Source organism: Glutamicibacter sp. NPDC055354 (assembly GCF_053644955.1).
In genome coordinates this window covers 1,670,040-1,693,607 of record NZ_JBSHMB010000001.1, presented here as the reverse complement: position 1 = coordinate 1,693,607, position 23,568 = coordinate 1,670,040, and the positions used below count along the sequence as shown (strand labels likewise).

The window sequence follows — 23,568 nt, the reverse complement described above, 5'->3', positions numbered from 1 at the left end:
GAGTCTGAAGGCTTGGATGCTTTCAAGGACTTTTTCCTGTCTTGGGATGTTGAATTATCCACCGACATGTTAATTCACCTCTATATTTACATCGCCAAGAAGCAGCTCGCCTTTGAGCGCTTGGGCAACTTGGTCTGTGACGGTTTCGAAAAGTAGTTGGCCGCGTTCGGCGGTTGCTCCCTTGGCGGATGACAAGCAGCCGCTGTCCGGGGTGCGCGCGGGGTCTTCGGGGAAGATGTCGTAGGCGGTGAGCTTGGCTGGCGGGTGGTCGATGACCCGGTCCATGTCCACCAGCTGCGGGTGCAGCAGGAGCATGAGCGAGGTTTCCAGGATGCCGCCGTGCTCGATATCCCAGCCGAGGAATCCGTCGGGGAAGACCTTGGCCAGGGTGTTCTCGTCGACGAAGTCCCAGTACGAAAGCAGGATGGCGCGGGCGGTGGAACCGGCGGTGCGTGTTTTGGCCACGGCGTTATCTACACCCTCGTAGAGGAACTGGTAATTCTCGAAGTGCCCGTTGAGCAGCACCACGTTGTCGAATCCCTGGGAGATGAATGAAGTGACGACATCTTCGACCATCAGGCTCAGCGATGTGCCTCCCAGGCTCGTCGTGCCTACGCGGTGGTTGCCGCCGCCCGAGCGCGGCTGCGACTTGTAGCCGTAGCAAAGAGCTGGAGCAACCAGCGCGCCGGTGAGCTGGGCGACAGCTTCTGCGATGGAGCGGGAAAGCATGGCGTCGACGCCCAATGGCATGTGCGGACCATGCTGTTCGGTTGCGCCCGCAGGAATGATGATGGTGGATCCGGTACGCGCTACGTGCTCGGCGTAGGTCTGGGCATCGAGTTCGTCGATGAATACTGAGTGCATGGATTTCTCCTGGACCCGTGGGGCCCTTGAGGCCGCAGGCGGGGATGATTCTGTATCGGAATACAGTTGCAAGATCTGCAACACTGTTGCAGTGAATCATTTCAGTGGCTCACATCACAGTCAATACCCGTGGTGAAAAACTTTCGAATGGCCGAACTGCGGGCACTCGTAACGGTGCTTCAGACTGAGGAATCCAGCCGGAGAAATCAGTGGTTTAGCGTGACGGCGACCCGAAAAAACTTCTGTTCAAGCGCGTAGCGCCCTCGTGGCTGGCTGGATTCCGCGGCGGCGTCCCTGTTTTATACAGGCGGAGGTGGGCACCGCCAGTGTGTAGCGAGACAAAGTGAAACAGTTGGCAATGCGCGGGCTGCTCCATATTGTTGGTGGCCAGCTCGGCGGGCAGTGGGGCGCCTAGAGGACGGCGCGAACCGACTTCTGGAAATGCACGATATGTTCTAGGGCCAGCTGGCGCGCTACTGGCGCATCCCCGTCCAGAATGGCCTGCAAGAGCGAGACATGCTCGGCGATATGCTCGTCCACGCTGGGCAGTCGATCCAGTGCCATGCACCAGATGCGCGTGGCCAAGTTATCCAAGCGGATTAGTGTCTCTTCTAAGTGGTGGTTGCCGGCGGCCTGGTAGATCAGCCGGTGCACTTCGAGGTCATTTTCCATCAGGGTGCGGCGCAGATTCTCTCCGGAGAGCTGGCTGACTGCTTCCAAGGTGGCTTCGATGCCGGCGCGGGCGGTTCCTCCGCGCAGGGTTGCGGCCTTAGCCGCTGCCAGTGGTTCAAGGACCTGGCGGATTTCGGTGATATCAGCTAATTCGGTGATATCCACGCGGGTGGCGAAGGTGCCGCGGCGCGGGTAGGACTGCACCAGATGGTCTACTTCAAGGCGCTTGAGTGCTTCGCGCAGGGGAGTGCGTCCCACTCCTAAGTCATCGACTAGTCCGGCTTCGTTGATCGGGTCGCCGGGGGCGATGTCCATCATGATCAGCCGGTCTCGCAGCACCTGGTAGGCGCGTTCGGCCATGGACTCGGTGCCTGCTGCAAGCTGCGTCGTGGTTGTCATCCCGCCTCCAATTTCCTTGCTCCATTCTGCACGATTGTTACGCGCTGAAGTAATTTCGGGTAACCCATTGACCGGGCTGTGATTTCCATCATACAGTGAGTTGCAGATTGATATATCAGTTGTCGACAATTCATACATTTAGGGATGGGTAATGGCACACGCTACGACTCTTGCTGCAGATTCACTGACTGCAGACCTCGCACACCTCGACCCGGAGGTGGCGCAGCGTATCGACGCTGAGCTGGCTCGCCAGCAGCGCGGTCTGGAAATGATCGCGTCGGAGAACCACACCGCGCAGGCAGTGATGCAGGCGCAGGGTTCGGTACTGACCAACAAGTACGCCGAAGGCTACCCGGGCCGCCGTTACTACGGCGGGTGCGAAGAGGTTGACGTGATTGAGACGTTGGCTATCGAGCGCATCAAGGAATTGTTCGGTGCGAAGTTCGCTAATGTGCAGCCTCACTCCGGTGCTCAGGCTAATGCGTCGGTGTACCACGCGTTGGTCCGCCCGGGCGATACCGTGCTGGGTTTGAACCTGGCTCATGGTGGTCACTTGACCCATGGCATGAAGCTGAACTTCTCGGGCCGCTTGTTCAACATCGTTCCTTACGGTGTGGACGAGGCCACTTATGAAGTGGACATGGACGAGGTGGAGCGTCTTGCTGTGGAGAACCAGCCGAAGATGATTGTTGCTGGCTGGTCGGCTTACCCACGCCAGTTGGACTTCAAGCGTTTCCGCGAGATTGCTGACAAGGTCGGCGCGTACTTGTTCGTGGATATGGCTCACTTCGCTGGCCTGGTGGCTGCGGGGTTGCATCCGTCGCCGGTGCCTCATGCGCATGTGGTGACGTCGACTACGCATAAGACTCTTGCTGGTCCTCGTGGCGGCATTATCCTCTCGAATGATGCTGAGATTGCGAAGAAGCTGAATTCTGCGGTGTTCCCTGGTCAGCAGGGTGGTCCGTTGGAGCATGTGATTGCTGGCAAGGCTGTGGCTTTCAAGATTGCTGCATCCCAGGAGTTCAAGGAGCGCCAGGCGCGTACTTTGGCTGGGGCGAAGATTCTTGCTGAGCGTTTGACCCGGGCTGATGTGTCGGCTCAGGGCATTAGCGTTCTGACTGGTGGCACTGATGTGCATTTGGTGTTGGTTGATCTGCGTGAGTCGGAGCTTGATGGGCAGCAGGCTGAGGATTTGTTGGCTCAGGTGGAGATTACGGTGAACCGTAATTCGGTGCCGTTTGATCCTCGTCCGCCGATGGTGACTTCGGGTTTGCGTATTGGTACTCCTGCGTTGGCTACTCGTGGTTTCTCTGAGGCTGCGTTTGCTGAGGTTGCGGAGATCATTGCGCAGACGTTGATCGCCGGCGCCCAAGGCAACACCGAAAAACTTCCCGAACTCAAACAGCGCGTACTGGACCTGGCCCAGGCCCATCCGCTCTACCCGAACCTGAAGAAGATTGGAGAATAGCCATGGCTGATCTGCTGCCTGAGCACCCAGAATTCCTCTGGGCAAACCCGGAACCGAAGAAATCCTATGACGCCATCATCGTTGGCGGCGGCGGCCACGGCCTGGCCACCGCATACTTCCTGGCCAAGAACCACGGCATCACTAACGTCGCCGTCTTGGAAAAGGGCTGGCTGGCCGGTGGAAATATGGCCCGCAACACCACCATCATCCGCTCGAACTACCTCTGGGATGAGTCGGCCGGCATCTACGAAAAGTCGCTGAAGCTGTGGGAACAGCTGCCCGAGGACCTGGAATACGACTTCCTGTTCTCCCAGCGCGGCGTGCTGAACCTGGCCCACACCCTGGGAGATGTGCGCGAATCCGTGCGCCGCGTCGAAGCGAACAAGCTCAACGGCGTGGACGCCGAATGGCTGGACCCATCCCAGGTCAAGGAAGCCTGCCCGATCATCAATACCTCCGACGACATCCGCTACCCGGTCATGGGCGCCACCTGGCAGCCACGCGCCGGCATCGCCAAGCACGACCACGTAGCCTGGGCCTTCGCCCGCAAGGCCAACGAAATGGGCGTGGACATCATCCAGAACTGCGAAGTCACCGGCTTCATCAAGGATGGCGAGAAGGTCACCGGCGTGAAGACCACCCGCGGCACCATCCATGCCGGGAAGGTTGCGCTGGCCGGGGCAGGCCACTCCTCGGTGCTGGCAGAAATGGCCGGCTTCGAACTGCCGATCCAGTCCCACCCGCTGCAGGCTCTGGTTTCGGAACTCTTCGAACCGGTGCACCCGACAGTGGTCATGTCCAACCACATCCACGTCTACGTCTCCCAGGCCCACAAGGGTGAGCTGGTCATGGGCGCGGGCATCGACAGCTACAACGGCTACGGCCAGCGCGGTGCCTTCCACGTCATCCAGGAGCAGATGGCCGCGGCCGTGGAACTGTTCCCGATCTTCGCCCGGGCGCACGTGCTGCGCACCTGGGGCGGCATCGTGGACACCACCATGGACGCCTCGCCGATCATCTCCAAGACCCCGATCCAGAACCTGTACGTGAACTGCGGCTGGGGCACCGGCGGATTCAAGGGCACCCCGGGCGCCGGCTTCACCCTGGCGCACACCATCGCGAACGACGAGCCGCACGAGCTGAACAAGCCGTTCAGCCTCGAACGCTTCGAAACCGGCCACCTGATCGACGAACACGGCGCTGCCGCCGTCGCACACTAGGAGCAACCACCATGATGCTGATTGATTGCCCGAACTGCGGGCCACGCAATGAGAATGAATTCAAGTACGGGGGGGAAGCCCACGTGGCCTACCCCGCAGATCCCCACGCGCTGAGCGACAAGCAATGGTCCCGCTACCTGTTCTACCGCCAGAACAAGAAGGGCATCTTCGCCGAACGCTGGGTCCACGCCGCAGGCTGCCGCAAGTGGTTCAACGCTCTGCGCGACACCGTCACCTATGAATTCAAGGCCATCTACCCAGCCGGCGCACCACGTCCGGAAATCCACAGCGCCGAAGGAGGCACCCGATGAGCAAGCCACAACGCCTGAGCGCCGAGCAGAGCTCCCGCGCTCGCATCAACCGCGAGGAAGCACTTTCCCTCACCGTTGACGGGGCCAAGCTTTCCGCCTTCCGCGGCGACACCGTAGCCAGCGCACTGCTGGCCAATGGGGTGCGCAGGGCCGGCAACTCCCTGTACCTGGACCGCCCGCGCGGCATCTTCGCCGCCGGAGTGGAAGAGCCCAACGCGCTGGTTACCGTCAGTGCCCGCCACGAGCAGGACATCGATGAGTCGATGCTGCCAGCGACCACCGTCCCGGTCACCGAAGACTTGAACGCCACCTTGCTTTCCGGCCTGGGCGTACTGGATCCGACCAAGGATCCGGCCTACTACGACCACGTCCACGTGCACACCGATGTGCTCGTGGTCGGCGCCGGCCCGGCAGGCCTGGCCGCGGCCCGCGAAGCCTCGCGTTCCGGAGCCCGGGTGATGCTGCTCGATGAGCGCGCAGAAGCCGGAGGCACCTTGCTGGATACCGCCGGCGAGCAGATCGATGGCATGGACAGCAGCGCGTGGATCGAGCAGGTCACCAGCGAGCTGGCTGAAGCCGAGGAGACCACCCACCTGCAGCGCACCACCGTGTTCGGCTCCTACGATGCGAACTACCTGATCGCCGCGCAGCGCCGCACCGTGCACCTGGATGGCCCATCCGGCCCCGGCGTCTCCCGCGAACGCATCTGGCACATCCGTGCCAAGCAGGTAGTCCTGGCCACCGGCGCCCACGAACGTCCGATCGTCTTCGAGAACAACGACCGCCCGGGCATCATGCTCGCCGGCGCGGTGCGCAGCTATCTGAACCGCTACGGCGTACGTGCCGGAGCGAGGATCGCGGTAGCCACCACCAACGACTCGGCCTACGAGCTGGTGCGTGAACTGGCCGCCACCGGCGGAGTTGTTGCGGTCATCGATGCCCGCTCAAGCATTTCGGCCGCCGCCGCACAGGCTGTGGCTGACGGGGTCCAGGTCATCTCGGGCTCCGTAGTGGTGGACACCGAAGCCGATGAAAACGGCGAACTGTCGGCCATCGTGGTCGCAGAGCTCGATGAAGCACGCGAGCTGGGGGAAACCCAGCGCTTCGAAGCAGACGTGCTGGCCGTGGCCGGCGGCTTCAACCCGGTAGTGCACCTGCACTCCCAGCGCCAGGGCAAGCTGGATTGGGACACCACCATCCACGCCTTCGTCCCAGCCGATGCCGTGGCCAACCAGCACCTGGCCGGTGCGATGACCGGACGCCTCGATACCGCCAGCGCCCTGTCCACCGGCGCAGCTACCGGCGCCGCGGCAGCTACTGGCGCCGGCTTCGCCACCGTGGCCCGCACCCCGCAGGCCTTGGAAACCGCACTGGGCGAAACCCGGCCGGTCTGGCTGGTGCCATCGGTCAGCGGCGATGACGCAGTGAACTACAAGTTCCACTTCGTTGACCTGCAGCGCGACCAAACCGTAGCCGACGTATTGCGCGCCACCGGCGCCGGCATGAAGTCGGTGGAGCACATCAAGCGGTACACCTCGATCTCCACGGCCAATGACCAGGGCAAGACCTCGGGCGTGGCAGCGATCGGCGTGATCGCCGCGGTACTGGGCATCGAGAACCCGGCGGCAATCGGCACCACCACCTTCCGCGCACCATATACGCCGGTGGCCTTCGCAGCCCTGGCCGGACGCAACCGCGGGGACCAGCTGGACCCGGCACGCATCACCGCAATGCACTCCTGGCACCTGTCCCACGGCGCCGAATTCGAAGACGTCGGACAGTGGAAGCGCCCGTGGTACTACCCGCAGGCCGGGGAAACCATGGACCAGGCCGTCTACCGCGAATCCAAGGCCGTACGCGACTCGGTGGGCATGCTCGACGCCACCACGCTGGGCAAGATCGAGATCCGCGGCAAGGACGCGGCAGAGTTCCTGAACCGCATCTACACCAACGGCTACACCAAGCTCAAGGTGGGCATGGGACGCTACGGAGTGATGTGCAAGGCCGACGGCATGATCTTCGATGACGGCGTGACCCTGCGCCTGGCCGAAGACCGCTTCTTGCTGCACACCACCACCGGCGGCGCCGCCGACGTGCTGGACTGGCTGGAGGAATGGCTGCAGACCGAATGGCCTGACCTCGACGTCACCTGCACCTCGGTAACCGAGCAGCTGGCCACCGTAGCCGTGGTGGGACCGCGTTCGCGCGATGTCATCGCCAAGCTGGCCTCCACTGTGGACGTGTCCAACGAGGGCTTCAAATTCATGGCCTTCAGGGACGTGGTGCTGGACTCCGGAATCGAAGCGCGCATCAGCCGCATTTCCTTCTCCGGCGAACTCGCCTTCGAAATCGCGGTCCCTGCCTGGCACGGGCTGCGCGTCTGGGAAGATGTGTACGCCGCCGGCGAGGAATTCAACATCACCCCGTACGGCACCGAAACCATGCACGTGCTGCGTGCCGAAAAGGGCTTCATCATCGTCGGCCAAGACACCGACGGTACGGTGACCCCGCAGGATGCCGGCATGGAATGGGTTGTTTCCAAGCTCAAGGACTTCATCGGCAACCGCTCCTACTCCCGGGCCGATAACGCCCGCGAGGACCGCAAGCAGCTGGTCTCGGTACTGCCGGTGGACAAGTCCCTGCGATTGCCAGAAGGCGCCGCGCTGGTGGCCTCGGATGCTCTGGCAAGCGAAGGCATCACCCCGATGGAAGGCTGGGTCACCAGCTCCTACGATTCGCCGAATCTGGGCCGCACCTTCGGCCTGGCGCTGATCAAGAACGGGCGCAACCGCATCGGTGAAGTGCTCAAGACCCCGGTCGGCGACCAGCTGGTCGACGTCGTAGTCTCCGAAACCGTCCTCTATGACCCGGAAGGAAGCCGTCGAGATGGCTAACAAGACCTTGATTGAAACCCCGCTGCGCCATTCACCAGCAGAACACCTGGATACGGTCATGGACGCAGCCAGCGTAGCCGGACGTGTGGAACTGCGCGAAATCGCGTTCACCACCCAGATCTCGCTGCGTTGCGCACCGGGCACGCAGGCCCATGCGGCATTGGCCGCGGCCACCGGCGCAGGCTTGCCAGCGAAGGTGGGCGAAGTTGCCGGCGAGGCACAAGGCACCGCGGTGCTATGGCTGGCTCCGGATGAATTCCTGGCCACCAGCGCGGAGAACACCGAACTGGGTGGCGTGCTCAGCGCGGCGCTGGGCGATGCACCGGGACAGGTCGTTGACCTCTCGGCTAACCGCAGCGTGCTGGAACTGACCGGACCGGATGCGCCGCTGGTGCTGCGCAAGAGCTGCCCGGCGGATCTGCACCCGCGTGCCTTTGCAGTGAACCAGGCGATTGTCACCTCGGTGGCGAACATCCCGGTATTGCTGTGGCGTACCGGCGAGCAGGCCTGGCGGATCATGCCTCGCGCATCGTTCACCGAGCACACCGTGCATTGGCTGGTTGATGCCATGTCCGAGTTCGCCTCGGAAGCAATGATCTAGCCCAGCTTCGCTAGAGCACCTTGAGCACAGTTCCGGCCCCGCCCTGATCTTTGGGGCGGGGCCGGAACTGGCCAAGAATGCAAAGGCAGGCTAAGCAATATTCTGTCCAGTTCATGGTGGTAGGCCGTATGCTCCGGCACCGTGCTACATAGGCCGTCCACTCACAGAAAAGAAGGACTCATGAGCGAGCAAATCCGTCACGTCTTGACCCTGCAATGCCCCGAAGGAATGGGGATCGTGAATGCGGTCACCGGATTCCTGGTTAAGCATGAACGCACCATCGTGGAACTCAAGCAGTTCGACGACATGAGCGCCGGACGCTTGTTCCTGCGCGTGGAATTCTCTGGGGAGGCCGAAGAGAATCTGCTGGCTGAGCTGCGCGAGGAATTCACCGCCATCGCCGCCAAATTCGAGATGGACTGGCAGCTGCGCGAACGCGGACAGAAGACCAGGGTACTGATCATGGTCTCCAAATACGACCACTGCCTCAATGACCTGCTTTTTCGCTCGCGCACCGGCGAACTGCCCATCGAGATCGTTGCGGTGGCCTCAAATCACGAAGACAGCCGCGACCTGGTCCAATGGCATGGCATCGAATACCACTACATCCCGATCAGCAAGGAAACCAAACCGCAGGCCGAAGCGAAGCTGCTGGAACTGATTTCCCAGACCGGCACCGAATTGGTAGTCCTGGCCCGCTACATGCAAGTTCTCTCAGACCATCTGGCCACGGAGCTGACCGGCAAGACCATCAACATCCACCACTCGTTCCTGCCCTCCTTCAAGGGCGCCAAGCCGTACCACCAGGCTTGGGAGCGCGGCGTGAAGACCGTGGGCGCGACCGCCCACTACGTGAACTCCGAGCTGGATGAAGGGCCGATCATCGCCCAGCAGGTCGTGGAAGTGGACCACACCTTCGGGCCATCGGAGCTGATCGCCGCCGGACGCGACTCCGAATGCAGGGCGCTGTCCAACGCGGTGCGCTGGCACTGCGAAGGCCGAGTCTTCCTCTACGGAAACCGCACGGTCATCCTGCGCTAGGCATCATCATCCAAGGCCCGGTATTGCTGCTGGGCATCAACCGATTCCACCGCCGATAAGCCGCGCAGCTTCTCGGCAACCTCCTCGCTGCCCTCGCCAATCACCTGGCCGAGGGCGGCGAGCACCTGCTTAACCTGCAATCCGCGGGACTGCAGTTCGCTGACCACCGGTTCCAGCGGGTGCTGGGTGGAAATGGTGATGACATAGACGTGCACTTCGGCGCCGGACATGCCGCTACGCTTCCTGTGAGGCCGGGGCCTGGACCAGCCCGGCTCCGGCATCCATGGCCGGCAGGGAGACATCTCGGGAAGTTGCCACCAGCTTGTCCCACAGCTGCTGGGAGCGCAGGCCGGTGGATTCGGCCAGCAGCGCTGCCACGCCGGCCACATGCGGGGTGGCCATGGACGTTCCGCTGATGGTGTTGTACCGCTTGGCGACGGGCCACGAAGAGTAGATGCCAACGCCGGGGCCTGCAATATCCACCTCGCCGCCCTCGGTGTCCAACGCCTGGGCCGAGAAGTCCGCCACGGCCAGCTTCGAGTCCAAAGCCGCTACGGCCATGATGTACGGGCTGTTGGCCGGTGCGCCGACGAATCCCGGGTTCCCGGCAGAGCGCTGTGCATTATTTCCGGCGGCCGCCACGATCAAGGAGCCCAGCTCCAAGGCGCGGCGTCCGGCAGTGACATAGGGCGGGTGCACAGTTCTCACGTCAGCACCCAGCGACATGGAGATGACCTCGCACTTGTTTTCCAGTGCCCAGTTGATGCCGGCCAGGATCGTGGAGTCCGAACCTGAGCCATCGGCGCCCAGCACCTTTCCAGCAAAGATATTGGCTTCCGAGGCGACCCCGTAGCCCGGACCCTGCTGCGGTTCGCGCGGACCGCAGGCGCTGCCGATGCAGTGGGTTCCATGTCCATGGCCGTCAGTGGCGTCCTCGCCTGCGACAAAGGACTTGGCGGTCACCGTGCGGCCTGCGAAGTCCGGATGCGCACTGTCAAAACCGGTATCCAAGACGGCCACGTTGATGCCCTTGCCGGTGTAGCCCGAAAGCGAAGCGCCTACGGCCTGCAGGCCCCAGGTGAATTGGCCGGTGTCCGCATAGGAGTCCGTGGCGGCCGGGGCATCGGGCAGGATCCGGTAAACCAGCTCGGGTACCACCGAGGCTGGCAGCTTGTGCCCGGCGCAGCGCTGGCGGAAGTCCTCAAGCTGGTCAGCCGAGCTGGTGACCACAGCGATGCCCAGCATCGGGAAGTACTCGGTACTGGAATAGCCCTGTTCAGCCAGTAGCTGCGGAAGTTCTGATTCGCGCTGGGCTGCTGCGATGCCCGGGGCTCCGGATTCCTGCCGGTCGAAGACCAAGACGTAGCGGTTGGGAATTTCGGCGACGGCTGCGTGACGGGTCTGGTTGCTGTACATGACGGGGCTCCTTGCTGGTTCCGAGAGGCTTTCATGCCAAGGCCTACGAGGTACCTCGCACTGTACCCGGTGGCATGGACAAACTGCCATGCCTGGCAACAAGCATCTATGCAGCGCACAGCAACCACGGCGCACCGCCCGGCGATACCCGACTGGCAGAAAGAAGCCACTATTCTTCGCTGGCCCTTGAATCTTCGCGGCGAAAGAACAAGGGTGGAAGTCCTAGGGCATTTCTCTGAGTGAAGGAGCCTGGACCATGACGAAGAACATTGACGAAGTTGAACCTCCCGAAGCAGATAATGGGCAGCACGCAAATGCTGTGCTGGAAGCATCCCCGCATACCGCGCCGATCCCGGTGCACATGCACATTGCCGAGGACGACACCGACGAGCAGATCACCGCGAAGCTGCGCCGGCAGGGCGTGCGCCTAGGCAAGGGCGGGATCGCCCCTGCGGTCTTCTGGCCGGCGCTGCTGGTGATCCTGGCTGTGGCGGTCTTCGCGATCCTCGCGCCCAACGCGGCGGACACGACTTTCAACGCCGTGCAGAACTGGATCGTAGCCAACCTGGGCTGGTACTACATGCTGATCATCGGCGGCTTTGTGGCGCTGGTGATCGCCATCGGCTTCTCCAAGCTCGGGCGGATCACCTTGGGCAATGACGGAGAGAAACCCGAATTCGGCCTGTTCAGCTGGTTCGCGATGCTCTTCGCCGCCGGCATGGGCATTGGCCTGGTCTTCTACGGGGTCGGCGAACCTCTGATGTACGCCACCGTGGATCCGAAGCCGGGTTGGGAAGGCAGCGAATCGGAGCTGGCCGGACTGGCCATGGCGCAGACCTTCATCCACTGGGGCCTGCACCCGTGGGCCATCTACGCGGTGATCGGCTTGGCTTTGGCCTACGCGATCCACCGCCGCGGCCGCCCGGTGTCCATCCGCTGGGCGCTGGAACCGATCCTGGGAGATCGGGTCAAGGGCTGGCTGGGCGATGTGATCGACGTGCTGGCCATCTTCGGCACCGTCTTCGGCATCGCGACCTCGCTGGGCTTGGGCGTGCAGCAGATCAGCTCGGGACTGCAATCCATCGGGCTGGTGGAGTCGGTGGACAACACGCTGCTGGTCGTCCTCATTGTCGTGATCACTTTCCTGGCCACCATGAGCGTGGTCAGCGGCCTGGGCGCCGGGATCAAGTGGCTGTCGAATATCAACCTGTCCATGGCCGGGCTGCTGATGATCAGCGTGCTGCTGCTGGGCCCGACGCTGTTCCTGTTCCAGAATTTCGTGCAGTCCCTGGGCGTGTACCTGGCCAATTGGATGAACATGACCTTCGACGTCGGCGCCTTCCAGCAGGGTGAGGAATCGGCCACCTGGTTCTCCAGTTGGACGGTCTTCTACTGGGGCTGGTGGATCGCCTGGGCACCGTTCGTGGGCATCTTCATTGCCCGCATTTCGCGCGGGCGTACCGTGCGCCAGTTCGTCACCGGCGTGCTGCTGGTGCCGACCATAGTCGGTTTCCTCTGGTTCTCGGTCATGGGCGGGTCGGGGCTGTACCGCCAGTTCTTCGGCGCTGGGGACATGGTCCAGGACGGGGCGGTCTCCGCGGAGGGCTCGCTGTTCCAGGTGCTTGAAGCCTTGCCGCTGGGTTCGATCCTGTCGGTGGTGGCGATCTTGCTGGTGGCGATCTTCTTCATCACCTCCTCGGACTCCGGCTCGCTGGTGGTCGACATGCTCGCCTCCGGCGGGCACCCGAACCCGCCGACCTGGTCCAGGGTGCTGTGGGCGGTGCTCGAAGGCGTGCTGGCCGCTGCCTTGCTGGTGGCTGGCGGGCTGCAGACGCTGCAGGCCGGTTCGCTGGCCACGGCCTTGCCATTCAGCATCATCATGATCATGATGTCGGTGGCCACGATCAAGGGGTTGCGCCATGAAAGCCGGGCCTTGGAAGTCATCGAGCAGAAGCGCCGGCTGGCGCGGGTCACCGAGCACGTCTCCGATGAGCTGTGGGGCGCCTTGGACGAGCAGCCCGAACTGCGCCGCTACGTCGATGACCGTATCGACTACCGGGTCTCGCGCACGCGCGGGATCTTCGGCAAGCGCGTGGAATCAGAAGCAAAATCCCGGCACGTGAAGCCAAGTGACGACTAGGTCCGGGACCTGACCCCCGATGCCTTGCCAAGCAGGGCATCGGGGTGTGAGGATCAAGGTGACAAGCACTATCCACTGGCCGCGGTCCGTCACCGCGGCGGGAAGCAGAGGGGTTGTTCCATGGACCAGGAGTCGATAGTCATCGTTGGTGCCGGGCTTGCCGCCGCCAGTACGGTGGCAGCACTACGCGAGCGGGGACATGCCGGCCCGATCACTCTGATTGGCGAGGAATCGCACCTGCCCTATGAGCGTCCGCCCCTGTCCAAGGGCTTCTTGCAGGGCAATGACAAGCCAGAAGACTTCACCGTGCATGACGCGCAGTGGTACGCAGCACAGGAGGTCACCCTCCGGCTGGGAACCGCCGCAATCAGCGTGGAGACCGGCAAGCAGCAGGTGATGCTGGCCGATGGCACCGCCGTGGATTACGGGCAACTGGTGCTGGCCACCGGTTCGCGGGCCAGCGTGGGCGGGGACTCGCCAATGCCCGGTTATGACCTGCCCGGGGTGCATGTGCTGCGCACGCTGGAAGATGCCCAGTCGCTGCGCGAAAAACTGGTCGAGGGTGCCCAAGTGGCCGTGGTCGGCTCGGGCTGGATCGGCATGGAAGTGGCCGCCACAGCCCGCCAACGCGGAGCCCGGGTCACCGTCTATTCACCGTCCGAGGTGCCGTTGGCCAAGGTTTTCGGAGAACGCTTCGGGAACCACCTGCTGGAGCTGCACCAGTCCAATGGAGTGGATGTGCGCACCGCACGCGTGCAGGGCATCGAGCAGGTCGACGGGCACCTGCAAGTGCTTTCGGATGCCGGCTCATCGCGTGCCGATGTGGTGCTGCTGGCTATTGGTGCCAAACCCAATCTGCAACTGGCCGAGACTGCCGGGCTGGCAGTGGATCACGGGGTGGTGGTCGATGCGTCGCTGCGCAGCAGCAACTCCAAGATTCTGGCCATCGGGGATATCGCCCAGGCGTTCAATACCAAGCTGCGCGCCCAATTGCGCGTGGAGCACTGGGACAACGCGATCCGCCAGGGCAAGCTGGCGGCCGCGACGCTCACCGGTGCCGACGCATCCTATGACTGGTTGCCGTATTTCTTCACGGACCAATTCGATCTGGGAATGGAATATGTGGGGCATAATTCCCCAGATGACGTCTCGGTAGTCCGCGGCAGCATGGAAAGCGGAGAATTCTTGTTGTTCTGGCAAGATGGCGAGAAGATCACCGCGGCGGCAAACGTGAATATCTGGGACGTCAATGATCGCCTGCGTGAGCTGGTGGGCAAGACGGTGCCAGCCGCCTCGCTGGCGGATCCGGATATCGACCTCGGTGATTTATAGGATTTTACTAAGCAGCAAGTGACCCTCCAAGAAAGTAGGAATAGCTGATGAGCATCATGGTCATGGGCGTGGAGCCGGGGATGTCCCCGGCAGTATTGGCCGCGGCGGCTTCGCTGGCGCGCGGCCTGGATGCGAAATTGGTGTGCATCCATGCCGACTCCGGACGTTTCGTCACCGACAAGCTTGCCGAAGGAAACCTGCTGGCTTCGGCTGCTCCGCTCTCCGAGGAACTCGCCTGGGAACTCAACTCGGTGGTTACCGGTGTCGAGCTTGAAAGCTACACGGTGGCCGGCGACCCGGCCAAGGTGCTCGCTGCCGTTGCCGAACAGCTCGATGCGCAGATGATCGTCGTGGGCACCCGGCGTCCGGGGATCCGCAATAAGATGGCTCAGCTGGTCGAGGGATCAATCGCCGTGGCGCTGGCCCATAAGCAGCACCGCCCGGTCCTGGTGATTCCACAGCAACCTTCCGAAGAAAACGAACTGCCCTGGGACTAGGCGGCTGACTTCATCTCGAAGTACAAGTCCAGATGCAGTTTGCAGCCCGGATTGAACAGTGCCTGACAGTTCGGGCAGGAACTGGTTTCCAGATATTCTGCGGGGCTCAGCTGCGTGCTGCAGACTCCGCAGAGCACCGCCGGTTCATCGAACCTGTCTGCCGGCCACGGCTCTGCCTGGTGATCGGCGAGCTCGGCATGGCAAAGGTGGCAGGGGTAGAAGGTCGCGCAGCAATCGTGCTTCAGCGCGATCACATCGAAGAGCGAGTGGTAGTGGACGCACCGAGTTTGCCCATCCATGCGCACGCCTCGCAATGCTGCAGGGTGCGCCGGGTTTCCCCATTTCTTCATATGGATCCTTTCAGATAACCGTGATCGGGTGTGCAAATATGCACGCCGAATGTGCACAATCCGTGTCCCACTATGCCTCGTTTTACCTATCTTTCGCGATGTGATCTAGGCCATACTCGCTGATGAAGCTGGTTCCAAAGGGGGTACTGGCGTGGGCGGAAGGAACGCACAGTGGCAAGCGAAACGTCATCGAAGGCCGAGCGCAAGGGATTGCGCCGGGTCGTAGCAGCCTCCATGGCTGGCACCGTCGTCGAATGGTATGAATTCTTCCTCTACGCGACCGCGGCAACCCTGGTCTTCAACAAGATCTTCTTCCCGGATACCGGCAACGATCTGGATAACATCATCAAGGCCTTCCTGACCTACGCGGTCGGTTTCATTGCGCGCCCCATCGGCGGCATCGTCTTCGGCCACTTCGGCGACAAGTACGGGCGCAAGCACCTGCTGCAGGTGGCGATCGTGCTGGTCGGCGCAACCACCTTCCTGATGGGCTGCCTGCCCACCTTCGACTCCATCGGCTATGCCGCACCGATCCTGCTGATCGTGCTGCGCTTCGCCCAGGGCTTCGCCGTGGGCGGGGAATGGGGAGGCGCGGTGCTGCTGGTGGCCGAGCACGCGCCGAACAAGGAACGCGGCTTCTGGTCCTCCTGGCCGCAGGCCGCAGTGCCGGTGGGCAACCTGCTGGCCACCGTGGTGCTGCTGGTGCTCTCGGCAACGCTGAGCGAAGCGGCCTTCCTGGCGTGGGGCTGGCGCATCGGCTTCTGGCTCTCGGTGGTGATCGTGGTCGTCGGCTACTACATCCGCACCCGCGTTTCCGATGCCCCGATCTTCAAGGAGGCCAAGGCTGAGCTGGAGCAGAACGCGGCTGCCGGCTACGGCGTGGGCGAAGTCTTCAAGCGCTACCCGCGCGGGGTGTTCACCGCCATGGGCCTGCGCTTCGGGGAGAACATCATGTACTACATGGTGGTGACCTTCTCCATCACCTACATGGCCACCCAGCTGGACATGGACACCTCCACGATCCTTGGCCTGATGCTCATTGCCCACGTGATCCACGCGATCCTGGTGCCGATCGTCGGCCGTTTCACCGACACCCTCGGCCGCCGCCCGGTCTACGCCACCGGCGTGGTGCTCATGGCCGTCTGGGGCGTGGCGGCCTTCCCGCTGTTCAATACCGCCAATGATGCGGTCATCCTGGCCACCATCGTGCTGGGCTTGGGTGTGCACGCGCTGATGTACGCCGGGCAGCCGGCCATCATGGCCGAGATGTTCCCGACCCGCATGCGCTACTCGGGCGTCTCGCTGGGCTACCAGGTCACCTCCATCGTGGCCGGGTCCATGGCCCCGATCATCGCCACCTTCCTGCTCAAAGTCTACGGATCCTGGGTTCCGGTGGCCGGCTACATCGTGTTCGCCGCCCTGGTCACCCTGGTGGCGGTGTTCTTCATGAAGGAAACCAAGGGGCTGGACCTCGGCGAGATCGACGAGGCGGACCGGCTGGCAGTGAACGGCGAAAATGCCGTCCGCGATGAACTGAAGATGCAGAAGTAAGCCGCAAGATCCAGCACGACGCCGAAGGCCAGCTCCACGCACGGGGCTGGTCTTGGGCGTGTTCAGTGGCCTGCGGGCGGGCCATCGGCTTGCGCCGCCGTTGCCGATCTGCGAGTCTGGCAGCCAAGAAGGGTGGGGTTTTGGTGGACGTCACTGTCCCCAGCATGATGCGATTGCGAGGTGCACGGGCAGATGGGAATCGAGTACCTGTTGGCGTTCCTGTTCGGTATTGGCTTCGTTGCCGCTTGCGCTTCATACGGGCGGCGCCGGAGCAGCAAGAAGAATAATGAAAAGTAGCCAAGTTTGCCGTCGGGGTTCGGCATGAAGCGGTGCAGGCTGCATATCTTCGGTGCCAGCGGCAGTGGCACCACGACCCTCGCGCGCGCCGTGGCCGATGCCTGGTCCGTGCCGCATGCCGATAGCGACGACTACTTCTGGGTTCCGACCGATCCTCCATACCGCGAGCAGCGTGCGCCGGCTGCCCGAACCATGCTCATGAACCAGGTCTTCGTTCCGCGCAAAGCCTGGGTACTGTCCGGATCAGTGCAGGGATGGGGAGAAGAAGTCCTGTCGCAGTGCGATGCCTTCGTTTTCCTGGCGCTGGATTCCCAAGTGCGCCTGCGCCGTCTTGCAGAACGCGAGAAGCAGCGCCTGAGCGGGCAATCCCTGGAACTCGGAGCCCTGGAACAATTCATGGCGTGGGCAGCTGGCTACGATGACCCGGACTTCAGCGGACGCAGCCGCGCCCGCCATGAGGCCTGGCTGGAGAACGAAGTCCGTCCGGTGCTCCGGCTGGACAGCGCCCGATCAGTGGCGCAGCTGCTGCAAGCCATCGTGGACTGGGAACCGGACGGGCCACGGTGAACGGCGCCTAGCCGGGGGACAAGTTGTACGCCGGGAATGGCGGGATGAACCAGTCGCCGGCGGTGGCTGCATCATTGAGCGCGCGCACCGTTTCCTGGACCGCGCGGCTGCGCAAGGCTTCTTGGCGTCCCACCAGCCAGTACTCGGACTGGTAGGTGAACTGGTCATGGAGCACCGGAACCATATTCGGGTAGTGCTCGGAGAGGAAAGTGGGGAGCAAGCCGATGCCTGCATGGTTCATGGTGGCCGCATATTGCACCGCGATGCTGGTGGAGGAAATCGCGCGGTGCATTGGCGGCAAGGCGCCGGTGGCCTCGTCGAGCTTGTCCACCGTCAGCGCGGTGTCGATGTAGTAGTTCAGGCTATGCCCGGCCAGGTCGGCAACCTGTGCCGGGGTGCCGTGGGCTTCCAGGTACTCGGCCGTGGCGTAGAGCCGCAGCTCGTAATCCAGGAGTTTGGTGGAGGCCGCCTTGCGGACGCTGGGTTCGCCAATGACAATCTCCAAATCCATGCCGGTCCGCGTCTGCCGTGCACGGGTGGTTTCCGAAACGATCTCGAAGACCAGTTGCGGATGCTTTAGCTGGAGCTTTGCCAGGGCCGGAGCCGCCAGGTGGGCGCTGAAGGCGTCGGGAGCGGCAACGCGCACATGGCCGGCCAATGCACCGGTCTCCTCCTGGGAGCCGATGGCTTCCACGGCCTGCTCGATGGCTTCCGCGCTGGACATGGCCCGGCGCCCCAGGTCCGTCAGTTCCCAGCCGTTGGGGGAGCGCGTGAGCAGGTGGCCGCCCATGGCTTTTTGCAGTGCATCGATGCGACGGGAAATCGTCGAGTGGTTCACCCCGAGAACATTCGCGGCGGCGGTGTAGCGGCCCAGGCGCGCAACGGTCAGCAGGGCAATGAGGGATTCGAGATGGCGGTAATCGATCTGACGGTCCATGGTCCACAGTCTGCCATGCCTAGTGTGCGCTAGCGCACACTAGGCCTGCGCAATTGGCGTGCCCAAGTGCATTGAGTCTGGCACGCCGCGCACCCTACGCTGGCCTGACAAGGACAATACTCAAGGACGAGGGGTGTGCAGATGAGCACGTACGCATGGATTGGCCTGGGCAACATGGGCGGACCGATGACCGCGAATCTGGTGGCCGCAGGGCACACCGTGCGCGGCTACGACCTGGACGAGCAGGCCTGCGCCGCCGCGGCCGACGGCGGAGTACAGATAGCCGGATCGATCGCCGAAGCCATGGACCAGGCCGACGCCGTGTTCACCATGCTGCCCAAGGGAGAGCACGTGCGCGCGGTCTATGAGGGTGACGCCGGCATTTGGGCCAACGCCAGCAAGGACATGCTGCTGCTGGATTCCTCCACGGTGGACATCGAGACTTCCCGCTACATCCACGCGGGCTCCGCGCAGCGCGGCCTGCACTTCGTCGATGCCCCAGTCTCCGGCGGCATCTCCGGAGCCGCGGCCGGAACCCTGGCCTTCATGCTCGGCGGGGCACCAGAACTGATGGAGCAGGCCACCGGATTCATCGCCCCGATGAGCGGGAAGACCATCGTTGCCGGGGGCCCCTCCATGGGCATTGCCGCCAAGATCTGCAACAACATGATGCTGTTCATCGACCTGATGGCCAGCGCCGAAGGCTCCCAGCTAGCCGAGGCCCTGGGCCTGGACCCGGAAGTCTTCTGGCAGATCGCCTCGGTCTCCTCGGGACGCTCCTGGGCGCAGCAGACCTGGTACCCGGTGCCGGGCATCATCGATACCGCCGCGGCGAACAACAACTTCGAGGCCACCTTCCGCACCGACTTGGCCCGCAAGGACATCGGGTTGGCCCTGGACGCGGGCGCAAGCACCGGGGTGCAGCTGCCGGCAGCCAGCTTGGCCCGCGAGCACTTCGACGAACTGATCGAGCAGGGACTGGGGGACAAGGACTGCTCGCTGATCGTGAAGAACCTGCTGCCAGAAGGTGGCGTGCGCGGGTGGAACCCGGAGTCGGCCGAAGCCAACCAGCCAACCGTGGGCTGAGCATGCGCCAGATCCATGCCGCGGTGCTTGAGCGCCGGGAGAACCAGCGGCCCTATGCCAAGCACCGGCCGCTGGCGATGCGCCAGCTGCAGCTCGAAGAACCCGGGCCCGGCGAAGTGCTGGTGCGCATCACCGCGGCCGGACTGTGCCATTCGGACTTGTCGGTGATCGACGGGAACCGGCCGCGTCCGCTGCCGATGGTGCTGGGCCACGAGTCAGCAGGCATCGTCGAGCAGGCGGGTGATGGGGGGGATCTGGACATCGGCCAACAGGTGATCTCGGTCTTCCTGCCGCGCTGCGAGAAATGCGAAGCCTGCGCCAAGGGCGGCAAGCTGCCGTGCAGCGCCGGCACCGCGTCCAACGGTGCAGGGACCCTGCTGACCGGCGCTCGCCGGTTGGCCCTCGACGGCCAGCCGGTCCATCACCATCTCGGCGTCTCGGCCTTTGCCGACTACGCGGTGATGGATGCGCGCAGCCTCATCCCGGTGGGCGCGGACGTTCCTGCTGAAGTGGCCGCGGTGCTGGGCTGCGCGGTGCTCACCGGCGGCGGTGCACTGCGCAATGCCGCCGGGGCAACCGGCGCCCAGGATGTTGCCATCGTCGGCCTGGGCGGGGTAGGCATGGCCGCCTTGCTGGTGGCCGCGGGGCAAAGGAGCACCGGCAGTATCCTGGCCGTTGACGCCAATGAGGACAAGCTGGCCACCGCGCTGGCCTTGGGCGCCGATGAAGCCTGCACGCCGCAGGCCCTAGGGCAGCGCACCGCCGAAATCGTGATCGAGGCCGCGGGGCATCCGCGTGCCTTCGAAACCGCCTTGCAGGCCACCGGCGTGGGCGGAACCCTGGTGACCGTGGGGCTTCCGGCTCCGGGCGCGATGAGCAGCATCGAGCCCCTGGGCCTGACCGCAGGTGCGCGTACGATCATCGGCAGCTACATGGGTTCTGCCCTGCCCAAGAAGGACATTCCCTACTACGAGCAGCTCTGGCGCTCCGGCAAGCTCCCTGTGGAGAAACTCGTGGAAACCAGGCCGCTGGCCGAGGTCAACGACGCCCTGGATGCACTAGCCGAGGGACGGTCGGTGCGCCAAGTTCTGCTGCCCTGAAATCAGGGCAGAAGGCCAGTAGGATTGGTGGGTGACTGATTCCACTGCGGGGCCCCGTGCCCTGGCAACGCTGACTGACATCCGGGTATTCGATTACCTTTGCCAAGCCCCGGCGACCCGTACCCAGATCGCTGCGGATCTGGGGATCTCCAAGCCCACCGCATCACAGGCGATCTCGCGCCTGCAGGAGAACGGCCTGGCCTCGTCCATCGAGCGGGACAACGAGCCCAAGCGCGGCCGCGTTCCCGAGCACTATGCGCTGGACAGCGGCTTCGGCCACCTGCTGGCACTGTGCCTGCAGGCAGAATTCCTGCAGGTCCGCGCCACCGACTTGGCCGGAAAGACGCTGGTGGACCGCTTCTACCCGCTGACGGCGCAAACCACCGCCGCGCAGGTAGAGCAAATGGGAGCCCGCGAGATCTCCCGCGTGGCCGCTGAGCTCGGCTCCCCATTGCTGGCCGGGGCCGTGAGCCAGTCAGCCCCGGTGCAGCGCGATGGCGGGCTGCGAGTCCTGGCCACCCCGATTTTCCCTTCCTCCGGGGCCAACCTTGCCGGCCAGTTCGCCGGCGGGGTTCCGGTGCTGCTGGATAACGACGTGAATTGGATGGCCCTGGCCGAAGCCGGGGAGCTGGCCGGTTCCTTGATGATGATCTACATCGGTTCCGGCCTGGGCGCAGGCCTGGTCATCGACGGTGCGCTGCACCGCGGCAAGCACGGCACCGCCGGCGAGCTGGAGACCCAGCTGGTAGGCACCGCGAACCTGCGCGATGCGCTCGGCGAGGCCGGGATGTTCCAGACCCGCGTGCTCTGGGAAAAACTGGCCGATGAACGGAACTGGCCAGCCTTCCTGTCCCCGTTCGGCCGTGTCCTGGCCAACCTGATCGGCTTCGTCGATCCGCAGCGAGTGGTGGCCATCGGCCCGGGGCTCACGCCTCAATTGTGCGCGGCGCTGGAAAGCGAACTGAACAGCTTGCTGCCCAAACCGGTTCATGTTCAGCTTTCCACCTTGGGAACGGAGGCCGCGGCACGCGGCGCTTTGGCCGGCGCCCGGGAGCTGGCCTTGGCCAACTTATGGGAAAACTACCGGGTACGTTGACCAAAGTGATCCAAGCTATATATTGTAAAGAGTCCTTAAAATTTTATTTGCTTCACCGGGGAGACCACTGATGGCACCATCTGACGCATCGGCATCCACGTCCCAGTTCGCTGCCATCGGCCTTGATCTGGGCGGCTCGTCGATCAAGTACGGATTGGTTGGAACCGACGGCAAGCTTGTTGAGAGCACCTTCAGCAAGGCAGCTACGCCTGAGGGCGCGCATCCGGATGCTGTCGCCCAGGTGATGGCGGGCATCGTTGCCGACCTGCAGGAGCTCACCGGCGACGAGCTGGCAGGAATCCCCGCTGGCGTCACCGTGCCTGGCATCGTCATCGACGGGGTCGTGCACTCGGCGGCCAATATCGACAAGGCCTGGATCGGCTTGGACGTCACCGCTACCTTCAGCGCGATCCTGGGCCGTGACGTCTTTGTGCTCAACGATGCGGATGCCGCCGGCGTGGCCGAGGTCTACGCGGGTGCCGGAGCCGAGCAGGGCAAGCCGGTCAAGGGCAGCACCTTGCTGCTGACCCTGGGCACGGGCATCGGCTCGGCCTTCTTCCGCGACGGCGTGCTGTTCCCGAATGTCGAATTCGGCCACCTCGAAATCGACGGATTCAATGCCGAGAGCAAGGCCGCCGCGCGAGTCATGCACGAGGAAAACCTCAGCTGGGAGCAGTACATCGCCCGCCTGCAACGCTACCTGTCCCACGTGGAATTCCTGTGCAGCCCGGATTTGATCATCATCGGCGGAGCGATCTCGGAAGACCACGAAAAGTTCCTGCCGCAGCTGGAACTGCGAGCCAGGATCGTGCCTGCCCAATTCAACAACGCCGCCGGGGTACTGGGCGCTGCGCATCGCGCGCTGAAACCCGGCAACTAGGAACCTATGCATACGATTGACCCGAAGGCCCAGATCAAGCTCGTCGCCGTTGACATGGACGGCACTTTCCTGGACGGCGAAGGCAAGATCCCCGAGGCCTCGTGGGCTGTGATCGACAAGCTCCAGGCCCGCGGCATCAAGTTCGTGCCGGCTTCCGGGCGCCAGTTCGCGACCCTGCGCGAGCAGTTCGCCCCCTTGGGGGAGATCGCGATCATTGCCGAGAACGGGACCGTCGTGATGCACGGCGAGAATGAGATCTACTCCAACATCATCGATCCGCCATCGGTAGCCGCCGTGATCCAGGCCGTGCGCGGGCAAGCCGCGCTGGACGCCGGATTGGTGCTGTGCGGACGCCGCACCGCCTATGTGGAGCGCGCCGATGAACGGTTTGCCAACGCCGTGGCCCCGTACTACCGCGCCGTGCAGGTGGTTGACGACCTGGCCCAGGTCGAGGACGAGATCATCAAGATGGCCGTCAACGTCGGCACCGGCGCCGTGCAGACAATGGCGGCAGCGCTGCAGGTGCCGCTGCAGGTGGTGATCTCCGGCAGCCACTGGGTGGATGCCATGAACCACGGCGTGCACAAGGGACTGGCCCTGGCAGCGTTGCAGGACAAGCTGGGAATCAGCGCGGATGAAACGGCAGTTTTCGGCGACTACCCCAATGACCTGGAAATGATCAAGGCCGCCACCTACTCCTTCGCCATGGCCAATGCGCATCCGGTGGTGGCAGAAGCCGCGAACTTCACCGCGCCTTCCAACCTCGAGCACGGTGTGCTGCAGGTGCTCGGCGCCTACCTCGATGGGCGTACCCGGCTCTGAAGCCACGGTCAAGATACCTCTTGGGGC

22 protein-coding genes are annotated in these 23,568 nt (G+C 63.6%); 16 read left to right on the top strand and 6 right to left on the bottom strand.

What is annotated here, in order from left to right; translation table 11 throughout:
• Positions 1–69: 69 nt before the first annotated feature.
• Both ACWICV_RS07880 and ACWICV_RS07875 read right to left on the bottom strand, forming a co-directional pair.
• Positions 70–864: a creatininase gene (locus tag ACWICV_RS07880; protein WP_365943702.1), complete on the bottom strand. Its 795-nt coding sequence runs from the start codon at positions 862–864 to the stop codon at positions 70–72.
• A gap of 411 nt (positions 865–1,275) precedes the next feature.
• Complete coding sequence (locus tag ACWICV_RS07875) at positions 1,276–1,935, bottom strand: GntR family transcriptional regulator (RefSeq protein ID WP_402473523.1); 660 nt, start codon at positions 1,933–1,935, stop codon at positions 1,276–1,278.
• 151 nt (positions 1,936–2,086) lie between these two features.
• Here ACWICV_RS07875 and glyA point away from each other — a divergent pair, with 151 nt between their 5' ends.
• The 6 genes from glyA (at position 2,087) to purU (ending at position 9,470) form a co-directional block, all read left to right on the top strand.
• The gene (glyA, locus tag ACWICV_RS07870) at positions 2,087–3,403 is read left to right on the top strand and encodes a serine hydroxymethyltransferase (protein WP_134779506.1); all 1,317 of its coding nucleotides are present in this window, start codon (positions 2,087–2,089) and stop codon (positions 3,401–3,403) included.
• A 2-nt stretch (positions 3,404–3,405) separates the two neighbouring features.
• On the top strand, positions 3,406–4,623 hold the full coding sequence (locus ACWICV_RS07865) for a sarcosine oxidase subunit beta family protein (protein WP_013350045.1): 1,218 nt from the start codon (positions 3,406–3,408) through the stop codon (positions 4,621–4,623).
• Between the two features lie 11 nt (positions 4,624–4,634).
• The gene (locus ACWICV_RS07860) at positions 4,635–4,934 is read left to right on the top strand and encodes a sarcosine oxidase subunit delta (RefSeq protein WP_013350044.1); all 300 of its coding nucleotides are present in this window, start codon (positions 4,635–4,637) and stop codon (positions 4,932–4,934) included.
• Complete coding sequence (locus ACWICV_RS07855; RefSeq protein WP_454090511.1) at positions 4,931–7,828, top strand: sarcosine oxidase subunit alpha family protein; 2,898 nt, start codon at positions 4,931–4,933, stop codon at positions 7,826–7,828. Before ACWICV_RS07860 ends, ACWICV_RS07855 begins: the two co-directional genes overlap by 4 nt.
• Positions 7,821–8,429: a sarcosine oxidase subunit gamma gene (locus ACWICV_RS07850; RefSeq protein WP_454090512.1), complete on the top strand. Its 609-nt coding sequence runs from the start codon at positions 7,821–7,823 to the stop codon at positions 8,427–8,429. Before ACWICV_RS07855 ends, ACWICV_RS07850 begins: the two co-directional genes overlap by 8 nt.
• A 180-nt stretch (positions 8,430–8,609) precedes the next feature.
• Positions 8,610–9,470 (top strand): formyltetrahydrofolate deformylase, encoded by an 861-nt coding sequence (gene purU / locus ACWICV_RS07845; RefSeq protein WP_454090513.1) that lies wholly within the window; start codon positions 8,610–8,612, stop codon positions 9,468–9,470.
• Here purU and ACWICV_RS07840 read toward each other — a convergent pair.
• Positions 9,467–9,700, bottom strand: coding sequence for a hypothetical protein (locus ACWICV_RS07840; protein ID WP_134779510.1), 234 nt, complete (start codon positions 9,698–9,700; stop codon positions 9,467–9,469). The two genes, purU and ACWICV_RS07840, sit on opposite strands and share 4 nt — an antisense overlap.
• A gap of 4 nt (positions 9,701–9,704) precedes the next feature.
• Positions 9,705–10,886, bottom strand: a complete 1,182-nt coding sequence (locus ACWICV_RS07835) for a S8 family serine peptidase (RefSeq protein WP_402473521.1) — start codon at positions 10,884–10,886, stop codon at positions 9,705–9,707.
• Positions 10,887–11,142: 256 nt separating this feature from the next.
• On the opposite strand from ACWICV_RS07835, the gene ACWICV_RS07830 reads away from it, so the two are divergent.
• The 3 genes from ACWICV_RS07830 (at position 11,143) to ACWICV_RS07820 (ending at position 14,855) form a co-directional block, all read left to right on the top strand.
• Entirely contained in the window at positions 11,143–13,026 is a 1,884-nt protein-coding gene (locus ACWICV_RS07830; RefSeq protein ID WP_402473520.1) for a BCCT family transporter, read from the top strand.
• A gap of 120 nt (positions 13,027–13,146) precedes the next feature.
• On the top strand, positions 13,147–14,358 hold the full coding sequence (locus tag ACWICV_RS07825; RefSeq protein ID WP_402473519.1) for an NAD(P)/FAD-dependent oxidoreductase: 1,212 nt from the start codon (positions 13,147–13,149) through the stop codon (positions 14,356–14,358).
• Positions 14,359–14,405: 47 nt separating this feature from the next.
• Entirely contained in the window at positions 14,406–14,855 is a 450-nt protein-coding gene (locus tag ACWICV_RS07820; RefSeq protein ID WP_402473518.1) for a universal stress protein, read from the top strand.
• Here ACWICV_RS07820 and ACWICV_RS07815 read toward each other — a convergent pair.
• On the bottom strand, positions 14,852–15,205 hold the full coding sequence (locus tag ACWICV_RS07815) for a CHY zinc finger protein (protein ID WP_454090514.1): 354 nt from the start codon (positions 15,203–15,205) through the stop codon (positions 14,852–14,854). The genes ACWICV_RS07820 and ACWICV_RS07815 overlap by 4 nt on opposite strands.
• A gap of 171 nt (positions 15,206–15,376) precedes the next feature.
• Here ACWICV_RS07815 and ACWICV_RS07810 point away from each other — a divergent pair, with 171 nt between their 5' ends.
• Entirely contained in the window at positions 15,377–16,756 is a 1,380-nt protein-coding gene (locus ACWICV_RS07810; RefSeq protein WP_332731453.1) for an MFS transporter, read from the top strand.
• A gap of 321 nt (positions 16,757–17,077) precedes the next feature.
• Positions 17,078–17,620 carry a hypothetical protein gene (locus ACWICV_RS07805; RefSeq protein WP_454090515.1) on the top strand — a complete coding sequence of 181 codons (543 nt, stop codon included), beginning with the start codon at positions 17,078–17,080 and terminating at the stop codon, positions 17,618–17,620.
• Between the two features lie 7 nt (positions 17,621–17,627).
• Here the strand turns inward: ACWICV_RS07805 and ACWICV_RS07800 are convergent, their stop codons facing one another.
• Entirely contained in the window at positions 17,628–18,557 is a 930-nt protein-coding gene (locus tag ACWICV_RS07800; protein WP_454090516.1) for a LysR family transcriptional regulator, read from the bottom strand.
• A gap of 141 nt (positions 18,558–18,698) precedes the next feature.
• Here ACWICV_RS07800 and mmsB point away from each other — a divergent pair, with 141 nt between their 5' ends.
• From mmsB to ACWICV_RS07775, 5 genes are all read left to right on the top strand, one after another.
• A complete protein-coding gene (gene mmsB, locus ACWICV_RS07795; RefSeq protein WP_400289539.1) occupies positions 18,699–19,643 on the top strand; it encodes a 3-hydroxyisobutyrate dehydrogenase in 945 nt (314 codons plus the stop codon).
• A 2-nt stretch (positions 19,644–19,645) separates the two neighbouring features.
• Positions 19,646–20,743, top strand: coding sequence for an alcohol dehydrogenase catalytic domain-containing protein (locus ACWICV_RS07790; RefSeq protein WP_454090517.1), 1,098 nt, complete (start codon positions 19,646–19,648; stop codon positions 20,741–20,743).
• Positions 20,744–20,774: 31 nt separating this feature from the next.
• Positions 20,775–21,839 (top strand): ROK family transcriptional regulator, encoded by a 1,065-nt coding sequence (locus ACWICV_RS07785; RefSeq protein WP_400289543.1) that lies wholly within the window; start codon positions 20,775–20,777, stop codon positions 21,837–21,839.
• A gap of 70 nt (positions 21,840–21,909) precedes the next feature.
• Positions 21,910–22,719 (top strand): polyphosphate--glucose phosphotransferase, encoded by an 810-nt coding sequence (ppgK, locus tag ACWICV_RS07780; protein ID WP_332727753.1) that lies wholly within the window; start codon positions 21,910–21,912, stop codon positions 22,717–22,719.
• A 6-nt stretch (positions 22,720–22,725) separates the two neighbouring features.
• Positions 22,726–23,541, top strand: coding sequence for a Cof-type HAD-IIB family hydrolase (locus tag ACWICV_RS07775; protein ID WP_454090518.1), 816 nt, complete (start codon positions 22,726–22,728; stop codon positions 23,539–23,541).
• The last annotated feature ends 27 nt before the right edge of the window (positions 23,542–23,568 follow it).

Excerpts from the sequence above, each read along its gene's own strand:
- ACWICV_RS07880 (WP_365943702.1), bottom strand. The coding sequence starts at position 864 with ATGCACTCAGTATTCATCGACGAACTCGATGCCCAGACCTACGCCGAG.
- ACWICV_RS07875 (WP_402473523.1), bottom strand. The coding sequence starts at position 1,935 with ATGACAACCACGACGCAGCTTGCAGCAGGCACCGAGTCCATGGCCGAA.
- glyA (WP_134779506.1), top strand. The coding sequence starts at position 2,087 with ATGGCACACGCTACGACTCTTGCTGCAGATTCACTGACTGCAGACCTC.
- ACWICV_RS07865 (WP_013350045.1), top strand. The coding sequence starts at position 3,406 with ATGGCTGATCTGCTGCCTGAGCACCCAGAATTCCTCTGGGCAAACCCG.
- ACWICV_RS07860 (WP_013350044.1), top strand. The coding sequence starts at position 4,635 with ATGATGCTGATTGATTGCCCGAACTGCGGGCCACGCAATGAGAATGAA.
- ACWICV_RS07855 (WP_454090511.1), top strand. The coding sequence starts at position 4,931 with ATGAGCAAGCCACAACGCCTGAGCGCCGAGCAGAGCTCCCGCGCTCGC.
- ACWICV_RS07850 (WP_454090512.1), top strand. The coding sequence starts at position 7,821 with ATGGCTAACAAGACCTTGATTGAAACCCCGCTGCGCCATTCACCAGCA.
- purU (WP_454090513.1), top strand. The coding sequence starts at position 8,610 with ATGAGCGAGCAAATCCGTCACGTCTTGACCCTGCAATGCCCCGAAGGA.
- ACWICV_RS07840 (WP_134779510.1), bottom strand. The coding sequence starts at position 9,700 with ATGTCCGGCGCCGAAGTGCACGTCTATGTCATCACCATTTCCACCCAG.
- ACWICV_RS07835 (WP_402473521.1), bottom strand. The coding sequence starts at position 10,886 with ATGTACAGCAACCAGACCCGTCACGCAGCCGTCGCCGAAATTCCCAAC.
- ACWICV_RS07830 (WP_402473520.1), top strand. The coding sequence starts at position 11,143 with ATGACGAAGAACATTGACGAAGTTGAACCTCCCGAAGCAGATAATGGG.
- ACWICV_RS07825 (WP_402473519.1), top strand. The coding sequence starts at position 13,147 with ATGGACCAGGAGTCGATAGTCATCGTTGGTGCCGGGCTTGCCGCCGCC.
- ACWICV_RS07820 (WP_402473518.1), top strand. The coding sequence starts at position 14,406 with ATGAGCATCATGGTCATGGGCGTGGAGCCGGGGATGTCCCCGGCAGTA.
- ACWICV_RS07815 (WP_454090514.1), bottom strand. The coding sequence starts at position 15,205 with ATGAAGAAATGGGGAAACCCGGCGCACCCTGCAGCATTGCGAGGCGTG.
- ACWICV_RS07805 (WP_454090515.1), top strand. The coding sequence starts at position 17,078 with ATGAAGCGGTGCAGGCTGCATATCTTCGGTGCCAGCGGCAGTGGCACC.
- ACWICV_RS07800 (WP_454090516.1), bottom strand. The coding sequence starts at position 18,557 with ATGGACCGTCAGATCGATTACCGCCATCTCGAATCCCTCATTGCCCTG.
- mmsB (WP_400289539.1), top strand. The coding sequence starts at position 18,699 with ATGAGCACGTACGCATGGATTGGCCTGGGCAACATGGGCGGACCGATG.
- ACWICV_RS07790 (WP_454090517.1), top strand. The coding sequence starts at position 19,646 with ATGCGCCAGATCCATGCCGCGGTGCTTGAGCGCCGGGAGAACCAGCGG.
- ppgK (WP_332727753.1), top strand. The coding sequence starts at position 21,910 with ATGGCACCATCTGACGCATCGGCATCCACGTCCCAGTTCGCTGCCATC.
- ACWICV_RS07775 (WP_454090518.1), top strand. The coding sequence starts at position 22,726 with ATGCATACGATTGACCCGAAGGCCCAGATCAAGCTCGTCGCCGTTGAC.